Source organism: Salmonella sp. 3C, from assembly GCF_025426275.1.
Lineage (GTDB): Bacteria > Pseudomonadota > Gammaproteobacteria > Enterobacterales > Enterobacteriaceae > Salmonella > Salmonella enterica.
The window spans coordinates 4,056,344-4,081,593 of sequence record NZ_CP104858.1; the positions used below are offsets into that span (position 1 = coordinate 4,056,344).

At 52.9% G+C, this 25,250-nt stretch carries 26 protein-coding genes and 1 other annotated feature; of the genes, 15 read left to right on the forward strand and 11 right to left on the reverse strand.

Going from position 1 to position 25,250, the window contains the following annotated elements; translation table 11 throughout:
• Positions 1-2 precede the first annotated feature (2 nt).
• The 3 genes from trpD to trpL all read right to left on the reverse strand — a co-directional run bounded on the left by trpD (position 3) and on the right by trpL (position 3,299).
• Complete coding sequence (trpD, locus tag N7E69_RS19585) at positions 3-1,598, reverse strand: bifunctional anthranilate synthase glutamate amidotransferase component TrpG/anthranilate phosphoribosyltransferase TrpD (protein WP_000763488.1); 1,596 nt, start codon at positions 1,596-1,598, stop codon at positions 3-5.
• Entirely contained in the window at positions 1,598-3,160 is a 1,563-nt protein-coding gene (locus tag N7E69_RS19590) for an anthranilate synthase component 1 (RefSeq protein WP_001194386.1), read from the reverse strand. The genes trpD and N7E69_RS19590 overlap by 1 nt, the downstream gene beginning before the upstream one ends.
• 22 nt (positions 3,161-3,182) lie before the next feature.
• Positions 3,183-3,278, reverse strand: a sequence feature (Trp leader region).
• Positions 3,255-3,299 carry a trp operon leader peptide gene (gene trpL / locus N7E69_RS19595; protein ID WP_010989026.1) on the reverse strand — a complete coding sequence of 15 codons (45 nt, stop codon included), beginning with the start codon at positions 3,297-3,299 and terminating at the stop codon, positions 3,255-3,257. It overlaps the preceding feature by 24 nt.
• Before the next feature lie 121 nt (positions 3,300-3,420).
• Here trpL and rnm point away from each other — a divergent pair, with 121 nt between their 5' ends.
• The 3 genes from rnm to rluB all read left to right on the forward strand — a co-directional run bounded on the left by rnm (position 3,421) and on the right by rluB (position 5,906).
• Positions 3,421-4,302 (forward strand): RNase RNM, encoded by an 882-nt coding sequence (gene rnm / locus N7E69_RS19600; protein WP_000500446.1) that lies wholly within the window; start codon positions 3,421-3,423, stop codon positions 4,300-4,302.
• A gap of 7 nt (positions 4,303-4,309) precedes the next feature.
• On the forward strand, positions 4,310-4,930 hold the full coding sequence (locus N7E69_RS19605; protein ID WP_000077250.1) for an L-threonylcarbamoyladenylate synthase: 621 nt from the start codon (positions 4,310-4,312) through the stop codon (positions 4,928-4,930).
• 100 nt (positions 4,931-5,030) lie between these two features.
• The gene (gene rluB / locus N7E69_RS19610) at positions 5,031-5,906 is read left to right on the forward strand and encodes a 23S rRNA pseudouridine(2605) synthase RluB (RefSeq protein WP_001291233.1); all 876 of its coding nucleotides are present in this window, start codon (positions 5,031-5,033) and stop codon (positions 5,904-5,906) included.
• 86 nt (positions 5,907-5,992) lie between these two features.
• On the opposite strand, the gene cobO is transcribed toward rluB, so the two are convergent.
• Both cobO and N7E69_RS19620 read right to left on the reverse strand, forming a co-directional pair.
• Positions 5,993-6,583, reverse strand: a complete 591-nt coding sequence (gene cobO / locus N7E69_RS19615; protein ID WP_001278856.1) for a cob(I)yrinic acid a,c-diamide adenosyltransferase — start codon at positions 6,581-6,583, stop codon at positions 5,993-5,995.
• Entirely contained in the window at positions 6,580-7,341 is a 762-nt protein-coding gene (locus N7E69_RS19620) for a YciK family oxidoreductase (protein ID WP_000559310.1), read from the reverse strand. Before N7E69_RS19620 ends, cobO begins: the two co-directional genes overlap by 4 nt.
• A 237-nt stretch (positions 7,342-7,578) precedes the next feature.
• Here N7E69_RS19620 and sohB point away from each other — a divergent pair, with 237 nt between their 5' ends.
• Positions 7,579-8,625 carry a protease SohB gene (sohB, locus tag N7E69_RS19625; protein ID WP_000422082.1) on the forward strand — a complete coding sequence of 349 codons (1,047 nt, stop codon included), beginning with the start codon at positions 7,579-7,581 and terminating at the stop codon, positions 8,623-8,625.
• Between the two features lie 41 nt (positions 8,626-8,666).
• Here sohB and N7E69_RS19630 read toward each other — a convergent pair whose 3' ends face one another.
• Positions 8,667-8,918, reverse strand: a complete 252-nt coding sequence (locus tag N7E69_RS19630; protein ID WP_000548616.1) for a YciN family protein — start codon at positions 8,916-8,918, stop codon at positions 8,667-8,669.
• A 402-nt stretch (positions 8,919-9,320) separates the two neighbouring features.
• On the opposite strand from N7E69_RS19630, the gene topA reads away from it, so the two are divergent.
• From topA to acnA, 6 genes are all read left to right on the forward strand, one after another.
• Positions 9,321-11,918 (forward strand): type I DNA topoisomerase, encoded by a 2,598-nt coding sequence (gene topA, locus N7E69_RS19635; RefSeq protein WP_000513597.1) that lies wholly within the window; start codon positions 9,321-9,323, stop codon positions 11,916-11,918.
• Between the two features lie 410 nt (positions 11,919-12,328).
• Positions 12,329-13,303: an HTH-type transcriptional regulator CysB gene (cysB, locus tag N7E69_RS19640; RefSeq protein ID WP_000776225.1), complete on the forward strand. Its 975-nt coding sequence runs from the start codon at positions 12,329-12,331 to the stop codon at positions 13,301-13,303.
• Positions 13,304-13,583: 280 nt separating this feature from the next.
• Positions 13,584-13,724, forward strand: coding sequence for a YmiA family putative membrane protein (locus N7E69_RS19645; RefSeq protein WP_213083417.1), 141 nt, complete (start codon positions 13,584-13,586; stop codon positions 13,722-13,724).
• A complete protein-coding gene (locus tag N7E69_RS19650) occupies positions 13,725-13,895 on the forward strand; it encodes a hypothetical protein (protein ID WP_000026198.1) in 171 nt (56 codons plus the stop codon).
• Positions 13,896-14,004: 109 nt separating this feature from the next.
• A complete protein-coding gene (ymiC, locus tag N7E69_RS19655; protein ID WP_223148964.1) occupies positions 14,005-14,097 on the forward strand; it encodes a small membrane protein YmiC in 93 nt (30 codons plus the stop codon).
• A 182-nt stretch (positions 14,098-14,279) separates the two neighbouring features.
• Complete coding sequence (gene acnA, locus N7E69_RS19660; RefSeq protein ID WP_000099470.1) at positions 14,280-16,955, forward strand: aconitate hydratase AcnA; 2,676 nt, start codon at positions 14,280-14,282, stop codon at positions 16,953-16,955.
• A gap of 55 nt (positions 16,956-17,010) precedes the next feature.
• Here the strand turns inward: acnA and ribA are convergent, their stop codons facing one another.
• Complete coding sequence (gene ribA, locus N7E69_RS19665) at positions 17,011-17,601, reverse strand: GTP cyclohydrolase II (RefSeq protein WP_001176284.1); 591 nt, start codon at positions 17,599-17,601, stop codon at positions 17,011-17,013.
• Between the two features lie 195 nt (positions 17,602-17,796).
• Between ribA and pgpB the strand changes: the two genes are divergently transcribed.
• The 5 genes from pgpB (at position 17,797) to yciH (ending at position 21,449) form a co-directional block, all read left to right on the forward strand.
• Positions 17,797-18,561: a phosphatidylglycerophosphatase B gene (pgpB, locus tag N7E69_RS19670; protein ID WP_261743147.1), complete on the forward strand. Its 765-nt coding sequence runs from the start codon at positions 17,797-17,799 to the stop codon at positions 18,559-18,561.
• Positions 18,562-18,710: 149 nt separating this feature from the next.
• A complete protein-coding gene (locus N7E69_RS19675; protein ID WP_000876301.1) occupies positions 18,711-19,019 on the forward strand; it encodes a LapA family protein in 309 nt (102 codons plus the stop codon).
• A 6-nt stretch (positions 19,020-19,025) separates the two neighbouring features.
• Positions 19,026-20,195: a lipopolysaccharide assembly protein LapB gene (lapB, locus tag N7E69_RS19680; RefSeq protein WP_108610897.1), complete on the forward strand. Its 1,170-nt coding sequence runs from the start codon at positions 19,026-19,028 to the stop codon at positions 20,193-20,195.
• 190 nt (positions 20,196-20,385) lie between these two features.
• Positions 20,386-21,123, forward strand: coding sequence for an orotidine-5'-phosphate decarboxylase (gene pyrF / locus N7E69_RS19685; RefSeq protein WP_001675160.1), 738 nt, complete (start codon positions 20,386-20,388; stop codon positions 21,121-21,123).
• On the forward strand, positions 21,123-21,449 hold the full coding sequence (gene yciH, locus N7E69_RS19690) for a stress response translation initiation inhibitor YciH (RefSeq protein ID WP_001285199.1): 327 nt from the start codon (positions 21,123-21,125) through the stop codon (positions 21,447-21,449). The genes pyrF and yciH overlap by 1 nt, the downstream gene beginning before the upstream one ends.
• 119 nt (positions 21,450-21,568) lie before the next feature.
• Here yciH and osmB read toward each other — a convergent pair whose 3' ends face one another.
• From osmB to pdeR, 4 genes are all read right to left on the reverse strand, one after another.
• On the reverse strand, positions 21,569-21,787 hold the full coding sequence (osmB, locus tag N7E69_RS19695; RefSeq protein WP_000481166.1) for an osmotically-inducible lipoprotein OsmB: 219 nt from the start codon (positions 21,785-21,787) through the stop codon (positions 21,569-21,571).
• A 258-nt stretch (positions 21,788-22,045) separates the two neighbouring features.
• Positions 22,046-22,798, reverse strand: a complete 753-nt coding sequence (locus N7E69_RS19700; RefSeq protein WP_001088593.1) for a DNA-binding transcriptional regulator YciT — start codon at positions 22,796-22,798, stop codon at positions 22,046-22,048.
• Positions 22,799-22,884: 86 nt separating this feature from the next.
• Positions 22,885-23,064, reverse strand: a complete 180-nt coding sequence (locus N7E69_RS19705; RefSeq protein WP_001279854.1) for a hypothetical protein — start codon at positions 23,062-23,064, stop codon at positions 22,885-22,887.
• A 121-nt stretch (positions 23,065-23,185) separates the two neighbouring features.
• Entirely contained in the window at positions 23,186-25,168 is a 1,983-nt protein-coding gene (pdeR, locus tag N7E69_RS19710; protein WP_001675620.1) for a cyclic di-GMP phosphodiesterase, read from the reverse strand.
• Between the last annotated feature and the right edge of the window lie 82 nt (positions 25,169-25,250).

Sequence of the window (25,250 nt, forward strand, 5' to 3'; positions counted from 1 at the left end):
ATTTACCCTCTTGCCGCCAGTGCGGTGACTCTGTCATATGCGGTGCCGTTGCGCAGAACATCAAGCACGGTTTGCGCGTTGGCTTTGAGATCTTCCTGACCATGCAGACGCATCAGCATCGCCACGTTGGCGGCGACGGCGGCCTCATGCGCGGCATCGCCTTTACCTTGTAATAACCGCGTCAGAATGTCACGGTTTTCTTCCGGCGTGCCGCCAGCCAACTGATCCTGATGGTAAGGCGTCAGGCCAAAATCCTCCGCCGTAAGTTGATAGCTTTTAATTTCGCCGTCATGCAGCTCCGCGACAATCGTCGGCGCATGGAGCGAAACCTCATCCATGCCGCCGCTATGTACCACCGCCGCGCGCTGATAGCCCAGTACCCGTAAGGTTTCCGCAATCGGCAGCACCAGTTCCGGGCTATAGACGCCAATCAATGCCAGCGGCGGATGCGCCGGGTTGATCAGCGGGCCGAGTACGTTGAACAGGGTTCGCGTTTTTAACTGTTGGCGAACCGGCATCGCGTGACGGAATCCGGCGTGATATTTCGGCGCGAACAGGAAACAGACGCCCAGTTCATCTAACGCCTGACGTGATTTATCGGCGTTCATATCCAGATTAATACCGAACGCCGCCAGCAGATCGGATGACCCCGATTTGCTGGACACGCTACGGTTGCCGTGTTTCGCCACTTTCAGTCCACAGGCCGCTGCGACAAAGGCGCTGGCGGTAGAGATATTGATACTGTTACTGCCATCGCCGCCGGTACCAACGATATCCGCAAACAGGTAGTCCGGGCGCGGGAACGGGGCGGCATTTTCCAGCAACGCAGTGGCGGCGCCGGCAATTTCATTGGGATGCTCGCCGCGAATTTTCATGCTCACCAGCGCGGCGGCGAGCTGTTCAGGTTTAAGTTCGCCGCGGACGACCGCCGAAAACAACTGATGGCTCTCTTGTTGCGTCAGAGTTTGCGCCTGATAGAGTTTCTCCAGAATTGGCTGTAGGGTGTTGGTCGGTTCCAGCTTTTGCTGCGCCCAGGCTAATGTTTGCTCCAGTAGACGCGCACCCTGTGTCGTCAGGATGGACTCAGGATGAAATTGAAAACCGCAAACGCGATCCGCATCATGACGTACCGCCATCACCATGCCGTTGAAATGGGCGTTAATGGTTAGCCCGGCAGGAACATTACTGCCGACCAGCGAATGATAACGCGCGACCGGTAGCGGATTCGCCAGCCCGGCGAACATCGCCTGACCGTCATGCTCAATGCTGGAGGCTTTGCCATGCAGGATTTCTCCCGCCTGACCGACATAACCGCCGTAAGCTTCGACAATCGCCTGATGCCCCAGACAAATGCCGATGATCGGTAACTTGCCGCGTAGTCGGGTCAGCAGCTCCGGCATACAGCCTGCCTCGCTGGGAACGCCCGGACCGGGGGAGAGCATTAGCACCGGATTTTTCATTGTTGCCAGGCGATCGATAAGCGTCTGCGCCGGAATATGGTTACGGTAAATCACCACGTTATGACCGTTGGTCCGTAGCTGATCTGCCAGGTTCCAGGTAAACGAGTCGATGTTATCGAGCAGCAGAATATCAGCCATCAGAAGGTCTCCTGTGCATGATGCGCGGTGGCGATAGCACGCAATACGGCGCGCGCTTTATTACGGGTTTCATCGGCTTCAGACTGCGGAACAGAGTCCAGCACGATTCCGGCGCCCGCCTGTACGGTGGCGATACCGTTCTCCACCAGCGCGGAGCGGATAACAATACAGGTGTCCAGATCGCCGTGGGCGGTGAAGTAACCGACCGCGCCGCCATAGCTGCCGCGGCGCTGTCCTTCCGCATCGGCAATCAACTGCATGGCGCGTACTTTCGGCGCGCCGCTCAGGGTGCCCATGTTCATGCAGGCGCGATAGGCGTGCAGCGCGTCGAGATCGTGACGCAGTTCGCCCACTACCCGGGAAACCAGATGCATCACGTACGAATAGCGGTCAACTTTGGTCAGATCGGCAACGTAGCGACTGCCCGGCGTACAGATGCGCGCCAGGTCATTGCGCGCCAGATCGACCAGCATCAGATGTTCGGAAAGCTCTTTATGGTCGGTACGCATGTCCAGCTCAATACGGCTGTCGAGATCTCTGTCCAGCGTACCATCGGCGCGGCGACCGCGTGGACGGGTACCCGCGATGGGGTAAATCTCAATCTGACGACTGGCGGCGTCATATTTCAGCGAGCTTTCCGGCGACGCGCCGAAAAGCGTGAAATCATTATCCTGCATAAAGAACATATACGGGCTGGGGTTGCTCTTTTTCAGCACGTAGTAGGCAGCCAACGGCGACGGGCAGGGCAGTGAAAAGCGGCGCGACGGCACCACCTGAAATATCTCCCCCGCGCGGATGGCTTTTTGCAACTGGCGTACCACCGCGCCGAACGCGTCATCGCTCTGATTGCATTCGCAGCGCATGTCCGGCACCGGCGTGACCGGCAACGGCGGCGCAGGCTGGGTTAACTGTTGGCTAAGGTAAGCCAGGCGGGCGTTCAGGCGCTGTTTTTCCCGGTCGCTTGCGGTGAACAGACTGGCCTGAATACGGGTGCTTTTTTTCTGATGATCTATGACCATCAGCGTTTCCGCTAAATAAAAGCAGTAGTCCGGGCAGTTATTGCCAGCCTCAAGGTGTGGCAGCGCTTCAAAGCCAGCGACCAGGTCGTAGGCAAACAGACCGCCGAAAAACATAGCCTCCCGCTCTTGCGTCGGTATGTTCACCACTCCCTGTAACAGACGGAACGCATCAAATACCGACAGAGAGCATAAACGGGCGTCTTCATCTAATAATGGGCTGACGGGCGGGAAGCGTAGAACGCGACCGGCAGGCAGGACTTCGTTCTCCACGCCAGCGGGCAGGGCGGTATCCAGTAGCGGCAATAACGAGGCGCCATTATCAGATAACGCCTGAATGGTGACAGTGTCACCTAAAGCGGTAATGCGCAGCGCGCTATCTACCAGCAGCAGGCTTTTTAAATCATCTTTACTGTCGATATCCGCGGATTCCAGCAGCAGCGTTGCCGGGCGATCGCCGCAGACCTGGTGAAAAAGCGCCGTTGGGTTTTCCCGATAGGCGGCATCGCAGGTCAACAGTTCGAGCGTGGGTTTTGGTGTTTGCATGGTTATTCTCATTATTTTGTTCAAAAAAAAGCCCGCTTAACAGGCGGGCCGGGTATCGTTTGGCTGATTACAGCTGTTCATACACCGCCCGCTATCAGGAAGTGCGCCACCAACCGTGTAATGCAAATGTCGCTGCCATTTTAGATACCCTCTTCATGTGAACTTTCGTACTAGTTAACTAGTTCGATGGAATAATGTCAACACCTATTTCAGTATATTTGCCGGAACCGTTATGATGTACATGACATAACTTTATCTCTATGGGAGCCGCCTTGAGCGACACGAATTACGCAGTGATTTACGATCTGCACAGTCATACCACGGCGTCCGATGGACTGTTGACGCCAGAAACATTAGTACACCGTGCGGTAGAGATGCGAGTCGGCACGCTGGCGATTACCGATCATGACACCACAGCCGCGATTCCTGCGGCAAGAGAAGAAATTTCACGTTCCGGGCTGGCCCTGAATCTTATTCCCGGCGTGGAGATTTCAACGGTCTGGGAGAATCATGAGATTCACATTGTGGGTCTGAATATTGATATTGCGCATCCGGCAATGCGCGATTTTCTGGCGCAGCAGACACAGCGGCGTCAGGCGCGTGGTCGGCTCATTGCGGAGCGTCTGGAAAAAGCCCATATTCCCGGCGCGTGGGAAGGGGCATTGAGACTGGCCAATGGCGGCGCGGTGACGCGCGGCCACTTCGCCCGCTTTCTGGTGGAGTGCGGCAAAGCCGCGACCATGGCGGATGTTTTTAAAAAATATCTCGCGCGTGGGAAAACCGGTTACGTTCCGCCGCAGTGGTGTACAATAGAACAAGCTATTGATGTCATTCATCATTCTGGCGGTAAGGCGGTGTTGGCCCACCCGGGACGCTACGACCTTAGCGCTAAGTGGCTGAAAAGATTAGTGGCGCATTTTGCCGACCATCACGGCGACGCGATGGAAGTGGCGCAGTGCCAACAATCACCCAATGAACGCACCCAACTGGCGACGCTTGCGTGTCAGCATCATTTATGGGCATCGCTTGGATCTGATTTCCATCAGCCCTGCCCGTGGATTGAGTTGGGGCGTAAACTCTGGCTGCCCGCTGGCGTTGAAGGCGTATGGCAGGCATGGGAACAGCCGCAAATATCACAGTGAGGGAAGTATGAGCCAGTTTTTTTATATCCATCCGGATAACCCACAGCAACGGCTGATTAATCAGGCCGTCGACATTGTGCGTAAAGGCGGTGTTATTGTTTATCCAACCGATTCCGGCTATGCCCTTGGTTGTAAAATTGAAGACAAAGGCGCAATGGAGCGCATTTGCCGCATCCGTCATCTGCCGGACGGCCACAACTTCACGCTGATGTGCCGCGATTTGTCCGAGTTGTCGACCTACTCCTACGTCGACAACGTGGCATTTCGTCTGATGAAAAACAATACGCCGGGTAATTACACCTTTATCCTGAAGGGGACAAAAGAGGTGCCGCGCCGTCTGTTGCAGGAAAAGCGTAAAACTATCGGCCTGCGCGTACCGTCAAACCCGATTGCGCTGGCGTTATTGGATACGCTGGGCGAACCGATGCTCTCGACGTCGTTGATGCTGCCTGGCAGCGATTTTACCGAGTCGGACCCGGAGGAGATTAAAGATCGGCTGGAGAAGCAGGTGGATCTGATCATCCACGGTGGTTACCTCGGTCAACAGCCTACCACGGTAATCGATTTGACCAATGACTCCCCGGTGGTGCTGCGCGAAGGCGTCGGCGACGTTACACCTTTCTTATAAGGGCGTAAGCCTGTATACTACGCGGCCTTAAAATGGCGCGGCAACGCGCCGTTCATTCTCCTGTTCGACGCCTGTGAAGGCGACACCTGAAGGAAGCTCTATGAGCGAAAAGTTACAAAAAGTGCTGGCGCGCGCTGGCCACGGCTCTCGCCGTGAAATCGAATCCATTATTGAAGCGGGACGTGTCAGCGTTGACGGTAAAATCGCCACGCTTGGCGATCGTGTTGAAGTCACTCCCGGTTTGAAAATCCGTATCGACGGTCACCTGATTTCGGTGAAAGAGTCGGCGGAACAAATTTGCCGCGTTCTGGCCTATTACAAACCAGAAGGTGAACTGTGTACCCGCAATGACCCTGAAGGGCGGCCAACCGTTTTTGATCGCTTACCGAAATTGCGCGGCGCGCGGTGGATTGCGGTAGGACGTCTGGATGTCAACACCTGCGGGCTATTGTTGTTTACCACCGACGGTGAACTGGCGAACCGCCTGATGCACCCTAGTCGTGAAGTTGAACGTGAATATGCCGTGCGCGTGTTCGGTCAGGTGGATGAATCGAAACTGCGTGATTTAAGCCGTGGCGTACAGTTGGAAGATGGTCCGGCGGCATTTAAGACCATTAAATTCAGCGGCGGCGAAGGCATTAACCAGTGGTACAACGTGACGCTGACGGAAGGGCGCAACCGCGAAGTTCGCCGACTGTGGGAAGCGGTAGGCGTTCAGGTCAGCCGTCTGATCCGCGTTCGTTACGGCGATATCCCGCTGCCGAAAGGCCTGCCGCGCGGCGGCTGGACTGAGCTCGACCTCGCGCAAACGAACTATCTGCGTGGTCTGGTAGAGCTCCCGCCGGAAACCTCGTCGAAGGTTGCCGTCGAAAAAGACCGCCGTCGTATGAAAGCGAACCAGATCCGTCGGGCGGTAAAACGCCACAGCCAGATCGCTGGCGGACGCCGCTCCGGTGGGCGTAATAACAACGGGTAATCTCTACCGCGGTCTATAGGCCGAGAATCATCAGACAAGAGGGTTTGTGCCGGATGGCGGCGCAAACGCCTTAATCCGGCCTACGGTTAATAATCAATTCCCATCTGGGCTTTTACGCCCGCGTCAAAAGCATGTTTAACCGGACGCAGTTCGCTGACGGTATCCGCAAGATCAAGAATATCCCGGTGACAGCCGCGACCTGTAATAATCACCGTCTGGTGACCAGGGCGCGCGTTTAGCGCGCTTATGACCTCTTCCAGCGGCAAATAGTCATACGCCACCATATAGGTCAGCTCATCCAGGACCACCATATCAAGCAGCGGATCGGCCAGCATCCGTTTCCCATGCTGCCAAACGGCCATACATGCTGCGGTGTCTGCCTCGCGATTTTGCGTCTCCCAGGTAAATCCCGTTGCCATCACCTGAAATTCGACGCCATGCGGTTCCAGCAGATTACGCTCGCCGTTGGGCCAGGTGCCTTTAATAAATTGCACCACGCCTACGTTTTTACCGTGTCCTACGGCGCGGGCGGCAGTTCCGAAAGCCGCCGTGGTTTTGCCCTTACCATTGCCAGTAAACACGATAATAATACCGCGCTCTTCCTGTGCCTGGGCGACACGGGCGTCAACCCGATCTTTTACCTTCTGCTGGCGCTGCTGATAACGTTCATCACTCATTGGGCGATTCCTGGTTTACGGCCCGGTTGGGCGTCAAAGGTCATACCGGTTTTACGGCGACTGTCGTCGCCCATAAGCCACAGGTAAAGCGGCATAATATCGGCAGGCGTTTTTAATTTCTGTGGATCTTCCGTCGGAAAGGCGCTGGCGCGCATACTGGTGCGCGTGCCGCCCGGGTTAATGCAGTTAACACGCAGAGAACGATTCTGGTATTCGTCCGCCAGCACCTGCATCATTCCTTCAGTAGCAAACTTCGAGGTGGCATAGGCGCCCCAGTTGGCGCGTCCCTGACGGCCAACGCTTGATGACGTAAAGACCAGCGAGCCGGCATCGGACTTCAGCAATAACGGTAACAGCGCCTGGGTGAGCATAAAGGTGGCGTTAACGTTTACCTGCATGACATCCTGCCAGATCTGCGGATCTTGTTCGCTCATTGGACCGATTTCCCCCAGTAACCCGGCATTGTGCAGGACGCCATCCAGGCGGGGATAGTGCGCGGCGATGCGGTCGGCCACTTGCCGGCACTCTTCAGCGGTGCAGGTCAGCAGATCGAGCGTAAACCACTGTGGTTGAACATGTTGCTCGTCAGCAATGTGCTGCGCGACCCGACGCAGTTTCTCTTCGTTGCGTCCCAGCAGAATCACCGTTGCGCCGTAACGCGCATACGTAAGCGCGGCTTCCCGCCCAATGCCATCGCTGGCGCCAGTGACCAGAATAATGCGGTTTTGCAATAGATCTTGTTTCGGTTGGTAATGCATGGCTACTCCTCAACGGTGTGGTGCACCGTCCTGCCAGGTTGTCTTATCTTCGCGTTAACTTTTCGGGTTTATGCCTGAAAGCGCCTTTTTTTTCAATCAGACAGGGGCGATAACGCCGTAAAATGAACGTCTTGTCATACTTTTTCTTCCTCAACAGGCATACGGATGAAGAGAGACTGACTTCGATGCCTGTTGTACACTGAGCGCAAGTCGCGTTATTTAATCAAGGTGGGAGTCGTGGAATTGTTGTCTGAATATGGCTTATTTTTGGCAAAAATCGTCACCGTTGTGGTGGCCATTGCCGTCATTGTGCTGCTGATCGTGAATGCTACGCAACGCAAACGTCAGCGCGGCGAGCTGCGCGTGACCAATTTGAGCGAGCAGTATCAGGAGATGAAGGATGACCTTGCTGCGGCGTTGATGGATGGCCATCAGCAAAAACTGTGGCATAAAGCGCAGAAAAAAAAGCATAAGCAGGAGGCGAAAGCCGCCAAAGCGAAAGCGAAGCTGGGGGACATTGCGACATCGGACAAACCGCGCGTATGGGTGATAGATTTCAAAGGCAGTATGGACGCTCACGAAGTTAATGCGTTACGCGAAGAGGTCACGGCGGTGCTGGCAGTGGCGAAACCCGGCGATCGGGCGGTTGTGCGTCTGGAAAGCCCCGGTGGCGTTGTGCACGGCTATGGCCTGGCGGCATCGCAATTGCAGCGCCTGCGCGATAAAAATATTCCGCTGACCGTGACGGTGGATAAAGTCGCGGCAAGCGGAGGCTACATGATGGCCTGCGTGGCGGAAAAAATTATCGCGGCGCCGTTCGCTATTGTGGGGTCAATTGGTGTTGTCGCGCAAATCCCGAACTTTAACCGCTTTCTCAAAAGTAAAGACATTGATATTGAACTGCATACCGCAGGGCAGTACAAACGTACCCTGACTTTGTTAGGCGAGAATACGGAAGAAGGGCGGCAGAAGTTTCGTGAAGATCTCAACGAAACGCACCATCTGTTCAAAGAGTTTGTGCAGCGGATGCGTCCGGCTCTGGACATTGAACAGGTCGCCACGGGCGAACACTGGTACGGTCAGCAGGCGCTGGAGAAGGGACTGGTTGATGAGATTAACACCAGCGATGAGGTTATCCTCGGCCTGATGGAAGGGCGCGAGGTGCTGAATGTGCGCTATATGCAGCGTAAAAAACTGATCGATCGTGTTACCGGCAGCGCGGCGGAAAGCGCGGATCGGCTGCTGCTGCGCTGGTGGCAGCGTGGACAAAAGCCGTTGATGTAAACCGCTATTGCCGGATGGCATTCAGCGCCATCCGGCATGGATTAATCAACCAGGTGATACTTCTCAGACAGCACATGCGCCAGGTGTTTAAACATGTTAAACACCGCGGTGCTTTTAGGGGTCGGTAACCCTTGCTCGTCTAAAAAGTAATCGCCGCTGAAAACCAGCACGCCATTTCTCTGCGTTACGCCGGTGGCGACAATACCTGCCATCGTGTCTTCATGTTCCCGAATAATTTTGTTGGCTTCAAGCAACAGTGTTTCGCGATCGATAGGTTGCGTCTCTTTATGCATTTTTTACTCCTTAAACAAGGAGATTAGTCTACGCTGAGCACTTCTGATGGGCAAATATTCTCACAGGAAATTGATGGATTTGTCATGTTGCGTTCACTGGCAAGATTTGTTTTTGCATGCTAATAAAGTTGCGTATCGAATTTTATCAGGTACAGTGTGACGCTTTCGTCAATCTGGCAACAGAATTGCTTGACATTCGACCAAAATTCCGTCGTGCTATAGCGCGTGTGTGCAAAAAAGCCTGTTAACTCAGTCACCTGAGGGTTACATTTCGTACACAAAGCCAGTACAAGGGGTTGATATCCGCAGACGCAGAGACCATATATCGTTGTCTCGTCGCCAGTGGAAGGTGAATCAACGTGCGACGCATTCCTGGAAGAATCAACTTAGGTAAAGGTGAATATGGGTAAAGCTCTTGTCATCGTTGAGTCCCCGGCAAAAGCCAAAACGATCAACAAGTATCTGGGTAATGACTACGTGGTGAAATCCAGCGTGGGTCATATCCGTGATTTGCCGACCAGTGGCTCAGCAGCTAAAAAGAGCGCCGACTCTACCTCCACCAAAACGGCTAAAAAGCCCAAAAAGGATGAACGTGGCGCTCTCGTCAACCGTATGGGGGTTGACCCGTGGCACAACTGGGATGCGCACTATGAAGTGCTGCCCGGTAAAGAGAAGGTCGTCTCTGAACTGAAACAGTTGGCGGAAAAAGCCGACCACATCTATCTCGCAACCGACCTTGACCGCGAAGGGGAAGCCATTGCATGGCACCTGCGGGAAGTGATCGGCGGCGATGACGCGCGCTACAGTCGCGTAGTCTTTAACGAAATAACCAAAAATGCCATTCGCCAGGCGTTTGAACAGCCGGGCGAGCTGAACATTAACAGGGTCAACGCCCAGCAAGCGCGCCGCTTTATGGATCGCGTGGTAGGCTATATGGTCTCGCCGCTGCTGTGGAAAAAGATCGCCCGTGGTTTGTCGGCAGGTCGCGTTCAGTCTGTCGCGGTCCGTCTGGTCGTTGAACGCGAGCGCGAGATTAAAGCGTTTGTTCCGGAAGAGTTCTGGGAAATTGACGCTAATACGACGACGCCGTCTGGCGAGGCGCTACCGCTACAGGTCACGCATCAGAACGACAAGCCATTCCGGCCGGTAAATCGCGAGCAGACGCTTGCTGCGGTGAGCCTGCTGGAAAAAGCCAGCTATAGCGTGCTGGAGCGAGAAGACAAGCCGACCAGCAGCAAGCCAGGCGCGCCGTTTATCACCTCCACGCTACAACAGGCGGCCAGCACCCGGCTGGGCTTTGGCGTGAAGAAAACCATGATGATGGCGCAGCGTCTGTATGAGGCGGGCTACATCACCTATATGCGTACAGACTCCACCAACCTGAGTCAGGATGCGGTCAACATGGTGCGCGGCTATATTGGCGATAATTTCGGCAAGAAATACCTGCCGGATAACCCGAACCAGTACGCCAGCAAAGAAAACTCTCAGGAAGCGCACGAAGCGATCCGTCCTTCCGACGTTGCGGTCATGGCGGAGTCGCTGAAAGACATGGAGGCTGACGCGCAGAAGTTGTATCAGCTAATTTGGCGTCAGTTTGTCGCCTGTCAGATGACGCCAGCACAATATGACTCCACTACGCTTACCGTTGGTGCAGGCGAGTTCCGTCTGAAAGCGCGTGGGCGTATTTTGCGCTTTGACGGCTGGACAAAAGTGATGCCGGCGCTGCGTAAAGGCGATGAAGATCGCACATTGCCTGCCGTGAATAAGGGCGATGCGCTGACGCTACTTGAATTGACGCCTGCTCAGCACTTTACTAAACCGCCAGCCCGTTTCAGCGAGGCTTCTCTGGTTAAAGAGCTTGAGAAGCGCGGTATTGGTCGTCCGTCTACCTATGCGTCGATTATCTCGACCATTCAGGATCGCGGCTATGTTCGCGTTGAAAACCGTCGCTTCTATGCGGAAAAAATGGGTGAAATCGTCACCGATCGGCTGGAAGAAAACTTCCGCGAATTGATGAACTACGATTTTACTGCGCAGATGGAAGATAGTCTGGATCAGGTTGCGAATCACCAGGCCGAGTGGAAAGCGGTACTGGATAACTTCTTCAGCGATTTTACTCAGCAGCTCGATAAAGCCGAGAAAGATCCGGAAGAAGGGGGGATGCGTCCTAACCAGATGGTGCTGACCAGCATCGACTGTCCAACCTGTGGCCGTAAAATGGGAATTCGTACTGCCAGTACGGGCGTTTTCCTTGGATGTTCAGGTTATGCGCTTTCGCCGAAAGAGCGTTGTAAAACGACCATTAACCTGGTGCCGGAAAATGAAGTTCTGAACGTGCTGGAAGGCGACGACGCCGAAACCAACGCCCTGCGCGCCAAGCGTCGCTGCCAGAAGTGCGGTACGGCGATGGACAGCTATCTGATCGATCCGAAGCGTAAATTGCATGTGTGTGGTAATAACCCGACCTGTGACGGCTACGAGATTGAAGAAGGCGAGTTCCGCATCAAAGGGTATGACGGCCCGATCGTTGAGTGTGAGAAATGTGGTTCCGAAATGCACCTTAAAATGGGGCGTTTTGGTAAGTACATGGCCTGTACTAACGACGAATGTAAAAATACCCGTAAGATCTTGCGTAACGGCGAAGTTGCGCCGCCGAAGGAAGATCCTGTTCCATTACCGGAACTGCCGTGTGAAAAATCGGACGCGTACTTTGTGCTGCGCGATGGCGCCGCAGGGATATTCCTGGCGGCCAATACGTTCCCGAAATCACGCGAAACGCGCGCGCCATTAGTCGAGGAGCTTTACCGGTTCCGCGATCGCCTGCCGGAAAAACTGCGGTATCTGGCGGATGCGCCGCAGCAGGATCCGGAAGGTAATAAAACCGTTGTTCGCTTTAGCCGCAAAACAAAACAGCAGTACGTTGCGGCGGAAAAAGACGGGAAGGCGACGGGATGGTCAGCGTTCTTCGTCGACGGCAAGTGGGTTGAAGGTAAGAAATAACCCCGGCCTGTCGCCACTGTAGTCAAGCGGGCCGCGTAAGCGGCCCTTTTTTATATCCCCTTCATACTTCAAGTGGCTTATGTGTTGGCTACGGATTACTCGGCCCATCTATGGCCTCGCCCTGACGGGCCGTCGCACGCGACGTTCAAATCTGCTCCCGGCAGATTTGTCGCTCACCCCAGTCATATAGTTATCTATGCTCCTGGGAACTCACTCCCTTGCCGCCTTTAAGCAACTCGAATTATTTTAGGTATAGCGGTCTTATTATTTTATCGCGCTGGCTATACAGTTCAGATATAAATGATATAGTGGTTATAGTTAACACCTTTTTTATTATTAAATCGTATTAGCAGCCCGATTAAGTCTGCAGATAAACGATGGCCTGATGGCGCTAATCTGGATGATGTATTATGAAATTGCAGCAGCTTCGTTACATTGTTGAAGTGGTTAATCATAACCTTAACGTCTCCTCTACCGCTGAGGGGTTGTATACTTCCCAGCCGGGGATCAGCAAGCAGGTTAGGATGCTGGAAGATGAGCTTGGCATCCAGATTTTCGCCCGCAGTGGTAAGCATCTGACTCAGGTGACGCCCGCAGGTCAGGAGATTATTCGTATTGCGCGTGAGGTGCTTTTCAAAGTCGATGCCATTAAGTCGGTCGCCGGCGAGCACACCTGGCCGGATAAAGGCTCGCTCTATATTGCCACTACCCATACTCAGGCGCGTTACGCATTGCCAGGCGTGATTAAAGGCTTCATCGAGCGTTACCCGCGCGTTTCGCTGCATATGCACCAGGGGTCGCCAACGCAGATTGCGGAAGCGGTATCGAAAGGGAACGCCGATTTCGCGATTGCCACGGAAGCGCTGCATTTATATGACGATCTGGTGATGTTGCCATGCTATCACTGGAACCGTTCGATAGTGGTGACGCCGGATCATCCATTGGCGGCAACGTCTTCCGTAACGATCGAAGCGTTGGCGCAGTATCCGCTGGTGACGTATACCTTCGGCTTTACCGGGCGTTCCGAACTGGATACCGCTTTTAATCGCGCAGGATTAACGCCGCGGATCGTCTTTACTGCAACCGATGCGGATGTGATTAAAACGTATGTCAGGTTGGGACTGGGCGTTGGCGTCATTGCCAGCATGGCGGTCGATCCGCTTGCCGATCCTGATTTAGTGCGGATTGACGCGCACGATATTTTTAGCCACAGCACCACAAAAATTGGTTTTCGCCGTAGTACTTTTTTACGCAGCTATATGTATGATTTTATCCAGCGTTTTGCGCCACATCTGACGCGTGATGTGGTGGATACGGCGGTGGCGTTGCGTTCTAATGAAGAAATTGAAGCGATGTTTCAGGATATAAAGCTGCCTGAAAAGTAATATCACCGTCGGTTTGTGTCGTAGTGGCATGGCAGACAAAGCCGCCTTTTGCAATATCCCTCGAAGTATTACGGGTAATGATCAGCAAAATAGTGTTGAATTACCCGTCCCGCCAGTTTCTTTTTCCAAATAGTTATCTTGAGTCAAAAGATTGATTTATTCACTGGCAACGATTCGTAAATTGACTGGATTTTTGACTAAAGTTTATTTAGGATTTGTCTCATCTGATGATTAATTGTACCGATTGTTTGGTGCTGAAATGATAAGTGATACCGATAGCATGAGGTTAGTAATGCCTTCTGAAAACCAGGAACCGCGCCGCGACCCTGAGCTCAAACGTAAAGCATGGCTGGCGGTTTTTGTGGGTTCTGCGTTGTTCTGGGTAGTGGTAGCGCTTGTTATCTGGCATTGGTGGGGCTAAGTGAGCATTATGTCGGAACGCGAGCGCGTGGTCGCGCCCCCGATTCAATCTGGTGACGATGATAACACCCCGGATACGACCGTTTTTCGGTCTGTTCCGCAACACTGGACGCTCACACCGCAGCAGCGGGCATTTATTGATGCTTTTGCTGACGAGGTGTCACAAAAATAATATTCGTCTTTTTATTGGCGTTACTGTTTTATTAACGCTGTCTTATTACACCGCAGCAACCGTGTGCTGAGCGCTTCTCAGTATTGATTAAACACAGTTGGTGTCGCCTATGTTAACGTCAAATATAAAGTATTGGTCATGGACTGGCGCGTTTATATTATCGCTACTGTTCTGGGCCGAGTTAATCTGGATTGCCGTCTAATCTCGTCAAAGCCCGATAATGCGTTATTTATCGGGCTTTTTCATCTTCGTTCCTCGCCTGTTAGGTTTCTCCTCTTTTAGCAATTTGGGTTGTTATCAAAACGTTACATTTTGTTTGTGTTATCTTTAATACAACCCTGTGGAGAATCAGGGTAACGCAACCCTGTCATTTAAGGAGGAGCTATGTCGTCAACCCTACGAGAAGCCAGTAAGGATACATTGCAGGCCAAAGATAAAACGTATCATTACTACAGTCTGCCGCTGGCTGCCAAATCCCTGGGCGATATCGCCCGTTTGCCCAAATCACTTAAAGTGTTACTGGAAAACCTGTTGCGCTGGCAGGACGGCGAATCTGTGACTGATGAAGATATTCAGGCGCTGGCCGGTTGGCTTAAAAATGCCCATGCCGATCGTGAAATTGCCTGGCGGCCCGCCCGTGTCCTGATGCAGGACTTTACCGGCGTGCCTGCCGTTGTCGACCTGGCGGCGATGCGTGAAGCCGTTAAACGCCTCGGCGGCGATACGTCGAAAGTGAACCCGTTATCGCCGGTTGATCTGGTTATTGACCACTCTGTGACGGTCGATCATTTTGGCGATGACGATGCGTTTGAAGAAAACGTGCGGCTGGAAATGGAACGTAACCATGAGCGTTATATGTTCCTGAAATGGGGAAAGCAGGCATTCAGCCGTTTCAGCGTGGTGCCGCCCGGCACCGGCATTTGCCATCAGGTTAACCTGGAATACCTGGGTAAAGCCGTCTGGAGCGAATTACAGGACGGGGAGTGGATTGCTTACCCGGACTCGCTGGTGGGGACTGACTCCCATACGACCATGATTAATGGTCTGGGCGTATTGGGGTGGGGCGTGGGCGGTATCGAAGCGGAAGCGGCGATGCTTGGTCAGCCCGTGTCGATGCTTATCCCGGATGTTGTCGGCTTTAAGTTAACCGGTAAGCTTCGGGAGGGGATCACCGCTACTGACCTGGTGCTAACCGTCACGCAAATGCTGCGTAAGCATGGCGTCGTGGGTAAATTTGTTGAATTTTATGGTGATGGTCTGGATTCGCTGCCGTTGGCGGATCGCGCGACCATCGCTAATATGTCGCCGGAATATGGCGCCACCTGTGGTTTCTTCCCTATTGACGCCATCACCCTGGAATATATGCGATTAAGCGGACGTAGCGACGATCTGGTCGAGCTGGTTGAAGCCTACGCGAAGGCGCAGGGAATGTGGCGTAATCCCGGAGACGAACCGGTATTTACCAGTACGCTGGAACTGGATATGGGCGATGTCGAGGCCAGCCTGGCCGGGCCGAAACGCCCGCAGGATCGCGTGGCGTTAGGCGATGTGCCGAAAGCCTTTGCCGCCAGCGCCGAGCTGGAGCTGAATACCGCGCAAAGAGATCGCCAGCCGGTTGACTATACGATGAACGGACAGCCATATCAGCTTCCGGATGGCGCTGTCGTCATTGCCGCCATCACCTCCTGCACGAATACCTCGAATCCCAGCGTGCTGATGGCGGCGGGATTACTGGCGAAAAAAGCAGTAACGCTGGGGTTGAAGCGTCAACCGTGGGTCAAGGCTTCTCTGGCGCCGGGGTCAAAAGTGGTATCTGACTATCTGGCGCAGGCCAAACTTACGCCTTATCTGGATGAGCTCGGTTTTAACCTGGTCGGTTATGGCTGTACGACCTGTATCGGGAACTCTGGTCCGTTGCCGGAGCCTATTGAGACCGCGATTAAAAAAGGCGATCTGACGGTAGGGGCCGTGCTTTCCGGTAACCGAAATTTTGAAGGGCGTATCCATCCGCTGGTGAAAACGAACTGGCTGGCGTCGCCGCCGCTGGTGGTCGCGTATGCGTTGGCCGGAAACATGAATATTAACCTCGCGACAGACCCGCTGGGGTACGATCGTAAAGGCGATCCGGTATACCTGAAGGATATCTGGCCTTCGGCGCAGGAAATTGCCCGCGCCGTTGAACTGGTATCATCAGATATGTTCCGTAAAGAGTATGCGGAAGTGTTTGAGGGCACGGAAGAATGGAAATCGATTCAGGTTGAATCGTCCGATACCTACGGCTGGCAGTCGGATTCAACCTATATTCGCCTGTCGCCTTTCTTTGATGAAATGCAGGCCCAGCCTGCGCCAGTCAAAGATATCCACGGCGCGCGTATCCTGGCGATGCTGGGGGATTCGGTAACGACCGACCATATTTCTCCGGCCGGCAGTATCAAGCCGGACAGTCCCGCCGGACGCTATCTGCAAAACCACGGCGTTGAGCGGAAGGATTTTAACTCCTATGGATCACGGCGCGGCAACCATGAAGTGATGATGCGCGGTACGTTCGCCAATATTCGTATTCGCAACGAAATGCTGCCCGGCGTCGAAGGTGGGATGACGCGGCATTTGCCGGGTACGGAAGCGATGTCGATTTATGATGCTGCGATGCTCTACCAGCAGGAAAAAACGCCGCTGGCGGTAATTGCCGGGAAAGAGTATGGGTCGGGATCGAGCCGTGACTGGGCGGCAAAAGGTCCGCGGCTGTTAGGTATCCGCGTGGTGATCGCCGAGTCGTTCGAACGTATCCACCGCTCAAACCTGATTGGGATGGGGATCCTGCCGCTGGAGTTTCCACAGGGCGTAACGCGTAAAACGCTGGGACTGACCGGGGAAGAGGTGATTGATATCGCGGATCTGCAAAACCTGCGCCCTGGCGCGACCATTCCGGTGACGTTAACGAGATCGGACGGCAGCAAAGAAACGGTGCCTTGCCGCTGTCGCATTGATACCGCCACCGAGCTGACTTACTACCAGAATGACGGCATATTGCACTATGTCATTAGAAATATGCTGAACTAAAGCCGTTTATCGGGCCTGCCGTAAACAGGCAGGCCCGCGCTTTAATACCGGTGGCTTACTTGCTTAGTAGGTGGCCCATTTTGGCCGCTTTAGTATCGAGATAATGCTCATTATTTGGATTACGACCCACAATGAGCGGAACGCGTTCGACGATATTAATTCCCGCCTCGGTCAGTATTTCGACTTTCTTCGGATTATTGGTCAGCAGGCGAACTTCATCTACGCCCAGTAATTTGAACATATCCGCGCACAGGGTGAAATCACGCTCATCGGCGGCAAAGCCGAGCTGATGATTGGCCTCCACCGTGTCATAGCCTTGATCCTGTAACGCATAAGCGCGAATTTTATTAAGCAGGCCGATATTGCGGCCTTCCTGACGGTGGTAAATCAGAATACCGCGTCCTTCTTCCGCAATATGCGTCAGCGCGGCTTCCAGTTGAAAACCACAATCACAGCGCAGACTAAAAAGCGCGTCCCCGGTAAGACATTCGGAATGAACGCGAGCCAAGACCGGCGTTTTACCTGAAATATCGCCAAAAACCAGCGCGGCATGGTCGTGTCCGGTTGCCAGTTCTTCAAATCCCACCATCAGAAAGTCACCCAATGGGGTTGGCAGTTTGGCTTCTGCCACACGTTTAAGCTGCATGTATTTCTCCAGATTATGCTGACGCCTGCGGTGTCGTCGCCTGTTGGATTGTATCCCGCTATTTTGCCATAAGGCGGCGGTCATCACCTAATCACTACCACGTAATTGCTCAGGAATGGCACAAATTTGTCAATTTTCCAGTCCGGCGAGAATTTTCAGTTATGATTGTGATACTTACTTATAAAAGGAGCATCCATGCTTTCAATTGCGAGGCGCACCGCGGCAGGCGCCGCCCTGTTGCTTATCATGCCGCTTGCCGTATGGGTATCAGGCTGGCAGTGGCAGCCAGGACATCAGGTCTGGTGGCTAAAAACGCTATTCTGGATAACGGAAACCGTGACCAAACCCTGGGGCGTTATCACGCATGTGATTCTTTGTGGATGGTTCTTATGGTGCCTGCGATTTCGCCTGCGCGCCGCCATTATGCTGTTTGCGATCCTCGGCGGGGCGATTATCGTCGGGCAGGGTGTGAAGTCATGGGTAAAGGAGCGCGTACAGGAGCCGCGGCCATTTGTGGTCTGGCTTGAAAAAACGCACCATATTCCCATCGATGAGTTCTACACTTTAAAGCGTACAGAACGCGGACATTTAGTGAAAGAGCAGTTGGCCGGGCAACAGAACATCCCCGTTTTCCTGCGTCAGCACTGGCAAAAAGAGACGGGCTTTGCGTTTCCCTCCGGACACACCATGTTTGCAGCGAGCTGGGCGCTTTTGGCCGTGGGTCTGTTATGGCCGCGCAGACGGACTTTCACCATCGCGTTTTTGTTAGTCTGGGCGACCGGCGTAATGGGCAGCCGTTTGCTTCTGGGAATGCACTGGCCGCGAGATTTAGTGGTCGCCACGCTCATCTCCTGGCTATTAGTTACCCTGGCGACCTGGCTGGCGCAGCGAATTTGCGGGCCGCTTATGCCGCCTCGCGAAGAAGCGCAAGAAATTGCTGAACGCGAGCAGGAAAGCTGACAACGGTTGATTTTCTGACTATTGCCCTTAAATCATCTGATGGTGGGCGCATTTCCATTTCGCGCGAGGCGGGAAAATGGTAATTTAGAAGGCTGGATGCGGTAAGTTGGACACGATTTATTCGCGCAAACCACATAACGGGAAGTAATGTGAAATATTTACTCATTTTCTTACTGGTATTGGCGATTTTTGTTATTTCGGTGACGCTGGGCGCGCAGAATGATCAACAGGTGACGTTTAACTACCTGCTGGCGCAAGGGGAGTATCGTATCTCCACGTTGCTTGCTGTGTTGTTCGCCGTCGGTTTTGCGATTGGCTGGCTGATTTGCGGCCTGTTCTGGCTGCGGGTCCGCGTTTCCCTTGCCCGTGCTGAACGTAAAATTAAACGACTGGAAAACAAGCTCTCGCCAGCAACCGACGTTGCGGTCCCTGCCGACTCGTCGGTTGTAAAGGAATAATCATTTATGTTGGAGTTGTTATTTCTGCTGTTGCCTGTAGCCGCTGCCTATGGGTGGTATATGGGTCGCAGAAGTGCGCAACAAACAAAACAGGATGAAGCTAACCGCCTGTCGCGCGATTATGTCGCAGGGGTTAACTTCCTGCTGAGTAACCAACAAGATAAAGCGGTGGATCTGTTCCTCGATATGCTTAAAGAGGATACGGGCACCGTTGAGGCTCATCTCACTCTCGGTAATCTGTTTCGCTCTCGCGGCGAAGTCGATCGCGCCATTCGTATTCATCAAACGCTCATGGAAAGCGCTTCATTGACCTATGAACAGCGTTTACTGGCTGTTCAGCAACTGGGGCGCGACTATATGGCCGCCGGTTTATATGACCGCGCGGAAGATATGTTTAACCAACTTACCGACGAAACGGAATTTCGCGTAGGCGCGTTACAGCAGCTCTTGCAAATCTATCAGCTAACCAGCGACTGGCAAAAGGCGATCGAAGTAGCAGAACGGCTGGTGAAGCTGGGCAAAGATAAACAACGTATCGAAATCGCCCATTTTTACTGTGAGTTAGCGTTACAGCAGATGGGCAACGACGACATGGATCGCGCGATGGCGTTGCTGAAAAAAGGTGCCGCCGCAGATAAAAATAGCGCCCGGGTGTCTATCATGATGGGGCGCGTTTATATGGCGAGAGGGGATTACGCCAAAGCGGTCGAAAGCCTGCAACGTGTGATCGTTCAGGATAAAGAGCTGGTCAGCGAAACGCTGGAGGTGCTGCAAACCTGTTATCAACAGCTCGGTAAAAATGCCGAGTGGGCGGAGTTTTTACGTCGCGCCGTTGAGGAGAATACCGGTGCTGGCGCTGAGTTAATGCTTGCCGATATTCTGGAAGCGCGTGAAGGTAGTGACGCAGCTCAAGTCTATATCACGCGTCAGCTACAGCGACATCCTACCATGCGGGTGTTCCATAAGCTGATGGATTACCATCTCAACGAGGCGGAAGAAGGGCGAGCGAAAGAAAGCCTGATGGTACTGCGTGATATGGTTGGCGAGCAGGTGCGCAGTAAACCGCGGTATCGTTGTCAGAAATGCGGTTTTACCGCCTATACCTTGTACTGGCACTGTCCGTCCTGCCGGGCATGGTCGACCATTAAACCTATTCGCGGACTTGATGGGCAGTAGTATATAAAAAAAGCTTCAATTTAGTTACAACATACTTGATGACGTAAAGCTAGAAACGACGCTGGCATCGGCGGCCAGGGCTTATCAGGTTGTCAATCGAACCTGTTAATTTCCCTGCGCCGCAGGTAGAATGCACGCCGTTTATCCAATTTGCGCCACTTCCGGTGCCCATCATCAAGAAGGTCTGGTCATGACGTTTACTGCTTCATCTTCTTCCTGCGCTATTACTGAATCGCCTGTCGTTGTGGCGTTGGATTACCATGAACGCGATAAAGCCCTGGCGTTTGTCGACAAAATCGATCCTCGCGATTGTCGCTTAAAAGTGGGCAAAGAGATGTTCACGCTGTTTGGTCCACAACTCGTTCGGGATCTCCAGCAACGTGGGTTTGATGTCTTTCTTGATCTAAAATTTCATGATATTCCCAACACCACGGCCCGGGCAGTCGCCGCAGCGGCAGACCTGGGCGTCTGGATGGTAAACGTTCACGCGTCTGGTGGGGCGAGAATGATGGCCGCAGCGCGCGACGCGCTGGCGCCATTCGGTAAAGATGCGCCGTTGCTCATTGCCGTGACCGTGTTGACCAGTATGGAAACCAGCGATCTACACGATCTGGGCGTGACGTTGTCACCGGCGGAACATGCGGAGCGGCTGGCGCGCCTGACGCAGCAATGCGGGCTGGATGGCGTGGTCTGTTCCGCTCAGGAAGCTGTCAGATTTAAACAGGCCTTTGGCGCTGCATTTAAGCTGGTGACGCCGGGCATTCGGCCCGCAGGCAGCGAGGCAGGCGACCAGCGACGCATTATGACGCCCGAACAGGCATTATCCGCTGGCGTCGACTATATGGTGATTGGCCGCCCGGTTACGCAATCGGTAGATCCGGCGCAAACGCTGAAGGATATTAACGCGTCACTGAAACGGGAGGCATAATGAGCGATTCCAATAGTCGTCTGGTTTATTCAACACAGACGGGGCGCATTGAAGAACCTAAAACGGCGCCGGTTCGTCCCAAAGGGGATGGTATCGTTCGCATTCAGCGTCAAACCAGTGGCCGTAAGGGTAAAGGCGTATGTTTGATTACCGGTATCGAGATGAATGATGCGGAATTAACCAAACTGGCGGCTGAACTGAAGAAAAAATGCGGCTGTGGCGGGGCAGTAAAAGAAGGGATTATTGAAATTCAGGGTGATAAACGCGACTTGATAAAATCATTGCTGGAAGCTAAAGGAATGAAAGTAAAATTAGCTGGCGGCTAATGAAAACGCCACGGTTGTAAATTACCGTGGCGTAAAAGTCAACTTTGTCTATTTTTGTAATCCAGACCTGAAAAGAATAAACGTATTATTTTGAGCCGTTCAATATTTAAACGTCTGGATTATTTTCCAACCTGGTGACCAATCACGCCGCCGACCGCCGCGCCGCCCAGGGTGCCTAATGTACTGCCGTCCGTTAACACTGCGCCGCCTAACGCCCCCGCACCTGCGCCAATAGCCGTGTTGCGATCGCGCTTGGACCAGTTTGAGCAGGCGCTCAGAGACATTGCTACGGTGATTGCCAGCACAGCAGCGGCCATTTTTTTGCTCGTCATAAACATAATACTCTCTCCTGAATTAACGATTCACGGAATTAAGCTCACTATAACTATAGTTAAAATAAAACCTGTTAAGAGATTTTCCGTAAAACCTGATTGCGCAGGGGTATATCACGCAGGTGATAGTCACTTCCTGTTATTTCGCTAATATTAATTTTACGACGTTACGCTCGTTACAACAGGTAAATAGTCTTAATTGGGATGTCAGAAAAGTCTTAGAGAGAGGATGATTTGCCATAGGGCAAACCATCGGGAAATATTTTAAACGGATGAGCCAATAACATTGACTAGCAGCCCCGCATGTTCTAACTGCATTTGATCGCTGGCGGAAATTTTGGAATCCGTAATGACACGATGGAAGCGAGAGAGCGGGCCCAGGGGATAGGGATGCACACAGCCAAATTTGGAGCTGTCGGTGAGGACAATCGCTTCTGAGCCTTTTTCCAGAACAGCGTTAACCACATCCGATCGCATCATGTCGCGTCCGGTAAAACCGGTATCAGCCTGCCAGCCATCAATACCGATAAATGCTTTGCTGAAATGCACTTGATGGATAAACTGTCGCGTCAACGGCCCTACCATGCTTTCACTTTTTTTCTGATAGATTCCACCGAGGAGAATGACTTCGCAAGGGGTCTCTTTGAGCAGGTGCGCGATATAACTGCTCACGGTGATGATCGTGACATCTTTTTGTTCCGCCAGCGTCCGGGCCAATAGCGCATTGCTGCTGCCATTTTCAATAAAAACGGATTCCCCTGGACTGACCAGCGAGGCGGCGAACTCCGCCAGTCGGCGTTTTAGCGTGTAGTTCGTCATCATGCGAGTCTCTACGTCATCGCTCTCAAGCGAAACGGCGAAACCGTGCGCACGGCGTAAATAGCTCTGCTTTTCCAGGGTATTCAGATCCTGACGAATCGTGACTTCAGATACGCCGGTAATTTTCGCCAGTTCAGCAACGCTCATCTGGCCTTTATCAACCACCATTTGCAAAATTGATTGTTGTCGGGAGTTCATAGTATTAATTTTATTCGTTAAGAGGAGTCAACAGACAGTCAGAGAGCCGGGAAGGGCTAACGGCCATCCCGGACAAATAATCGCTATCAGATTTCCCAGGGCGACCCGGGAGCCTGGGATGGCGAGATACCGTCTTTAACCTGATCTAACAGCTCTGCTCTCAATATTTCAAGGTTATTGATGGCCGAGTGGTAATCGCCAGCAACAAGGATATCCAGCACGGTATCAATGCGTGCGGCAATTCGTTGTGCTTCGATATCAGACATGTTTGTCATCCTTAATGTCAGAAAAGGTTTCAATTCATGATGCAGAAATTAATCTGAAAAGAGAAGGGAAAAATAGGGCTATGCCTGTCTGCACAGGCTGTTCTCCCTATTATCGCCGCCATTAACGCATTTTTTTCGTCTGATAACGTTTGTACCAGCGTTCAAAAGAAACGGCGGGCATAGGTTTGGCGAATAAAAAGCCCTGTCGTTCATTGACGCCGTTTTTTGTCAGGAAGGCATCTTCTTTAGCATTTTCTACGCCTTCGGCAATCACTTGTAAATTTAGCGCCTGAGCCACCGCGACAATCGCCCGAACCAGAGATTGCGACAGCGGTTGCTTATGGATATCTCTGACGAAAGCCTGATCCAGTTTAACGGCATCAATAGGGAACCGGGCGAGTTGAGAAAGCGAAGAATACCCGGTGCCAAAATCATCCAGATGAATCTGGGCGCCGAGCTGACTAAATTGCTGGATAACCGATAGCGCCAGCGTGTCGTTTTCGATCAGGCAGCTTTCCGTTAGCTCGACATCGATCGGGCAATACTCAAAATTCAGATCGTACAAAGCCTGTTTAAGCGCAGTAAAAAGCGTCTGGTCGGCCAGTTGTCGCGCCGAAAAGTTAACGGCTACGCGCAAGTTAATCCCCTTATCGCGCCATCTCGCAATCTGGCGAACCACATCCAGAATCACCCAGCGGCCCAGCGGGACGATGAGTCCTGACTCTTCGGCGTATGAGATGAACTCCAGCGGCGGAATTAATCCGCGTTCCGGCGATTGCCAGCGTACCAGCGCTTCCAGGCTACGTACTTCGCCGCGCCAGGTAATTTTGGGCTGATAGTGAATAAGTAACTGGTCGTTTTCCAGCGCTTTTCGCAGGTTTGTATCCAGCCAGTGATAGTCAAATACGCGCTGATTCATTTCCGGCGAAAAAACGCAGAACTGACCGCGGCCGCCTTCTTTGGCGTTATACATTGCGGTGTCGGCAGTGCGAATGAGACTGTCGCTGTCCTGTCCGTGCCGGGGGGCCAACGAAATGCCAATGGCGCATCCCGTGTAAACTTCAATGAGTCCAATACGAAACGGTTGCCGCAGACGGGTAAGGATTCGTGAGGCTACTGCTTCCAGCGCGGCCTGAGACGTATGGGCAGCGAGGACAATGAATTCATCTCCCCCCAGTCTGGCCAGCAATTGATCTTCCTCCAGACAACTCAACAGCGCCAGCGAAACGGCCTGTAAGAGCTGATCGCCAAACATATGCCCATAGGCGTCATTAATTTTCTTGAAGTTATCCAGATCGAGATAAACGATACCCACTTGCGACTCGCCAGCCGAGGCAATAGCATGATTAATAAATTCATGGATAGCATTGCGATTGGGCAGGCCGGTGACGGTGTCTGTATTCGCCAGTATGCGTAAACGCTCCTGAGCCCGCCTTTCTTCGGTGATATCCGTGCCTGCGCAGATCAGGAAAATTTCGTTTTTTCCGCTACCGTTATGGACAAATTTATTACGAAATAAGAACAGGCGTTGGCCTTTACGGGTCTTTATCCAGCGTTCGATTTCATAGGCATTGCCATTGCGAAAAAAATTCTCAATGTAGTGCCGGGAGGCAACCGCCTCCCGGCGACTCATAAATAATTTAAAGACGCTTTGACCAATTACATCTCGCTCTTTTAAGCCCGTGTACTCTTCGCATAACCGATTAAATCGACAGATTTTTCCCCGACTATCCAGTATCGCAATGACTGAGTTGGCTTCTGATACGATTTGCTCGGCAAAAGAGAGCTCCTGCGCCTGCGTTGGCGCGACGGCAGGCGTATCAGGCCAGGTTGCCAGGCTGCCAGCCCATTCACGGTTATTAATCTTACGGCCTACCAGGTGCACAGCGGTAACCTGTTTTTCTATCAACAACGTTATCAGCAGACTGGACGTAATCGCCGTTATTTCCCGGATACGCCCGGCTTGCTCCGGCGATAGCTCGACCGTTTTTTCTGTATCCGTTTCACCTGTCGGGGAGAGATACAGCACGTTGCGGTCATCAGCCAGACGCCAGTGAGAGTGAAGGGGATTTAGCGCCGTTTGTTCCTGAATCTGTTTCATCATGCGTACCATCCCATTTAAGCGCCAGGTGCCCGAAAAGAAAGGTTAGCCATGTTATACATAAGGGTAATTATGGCTGAACGTA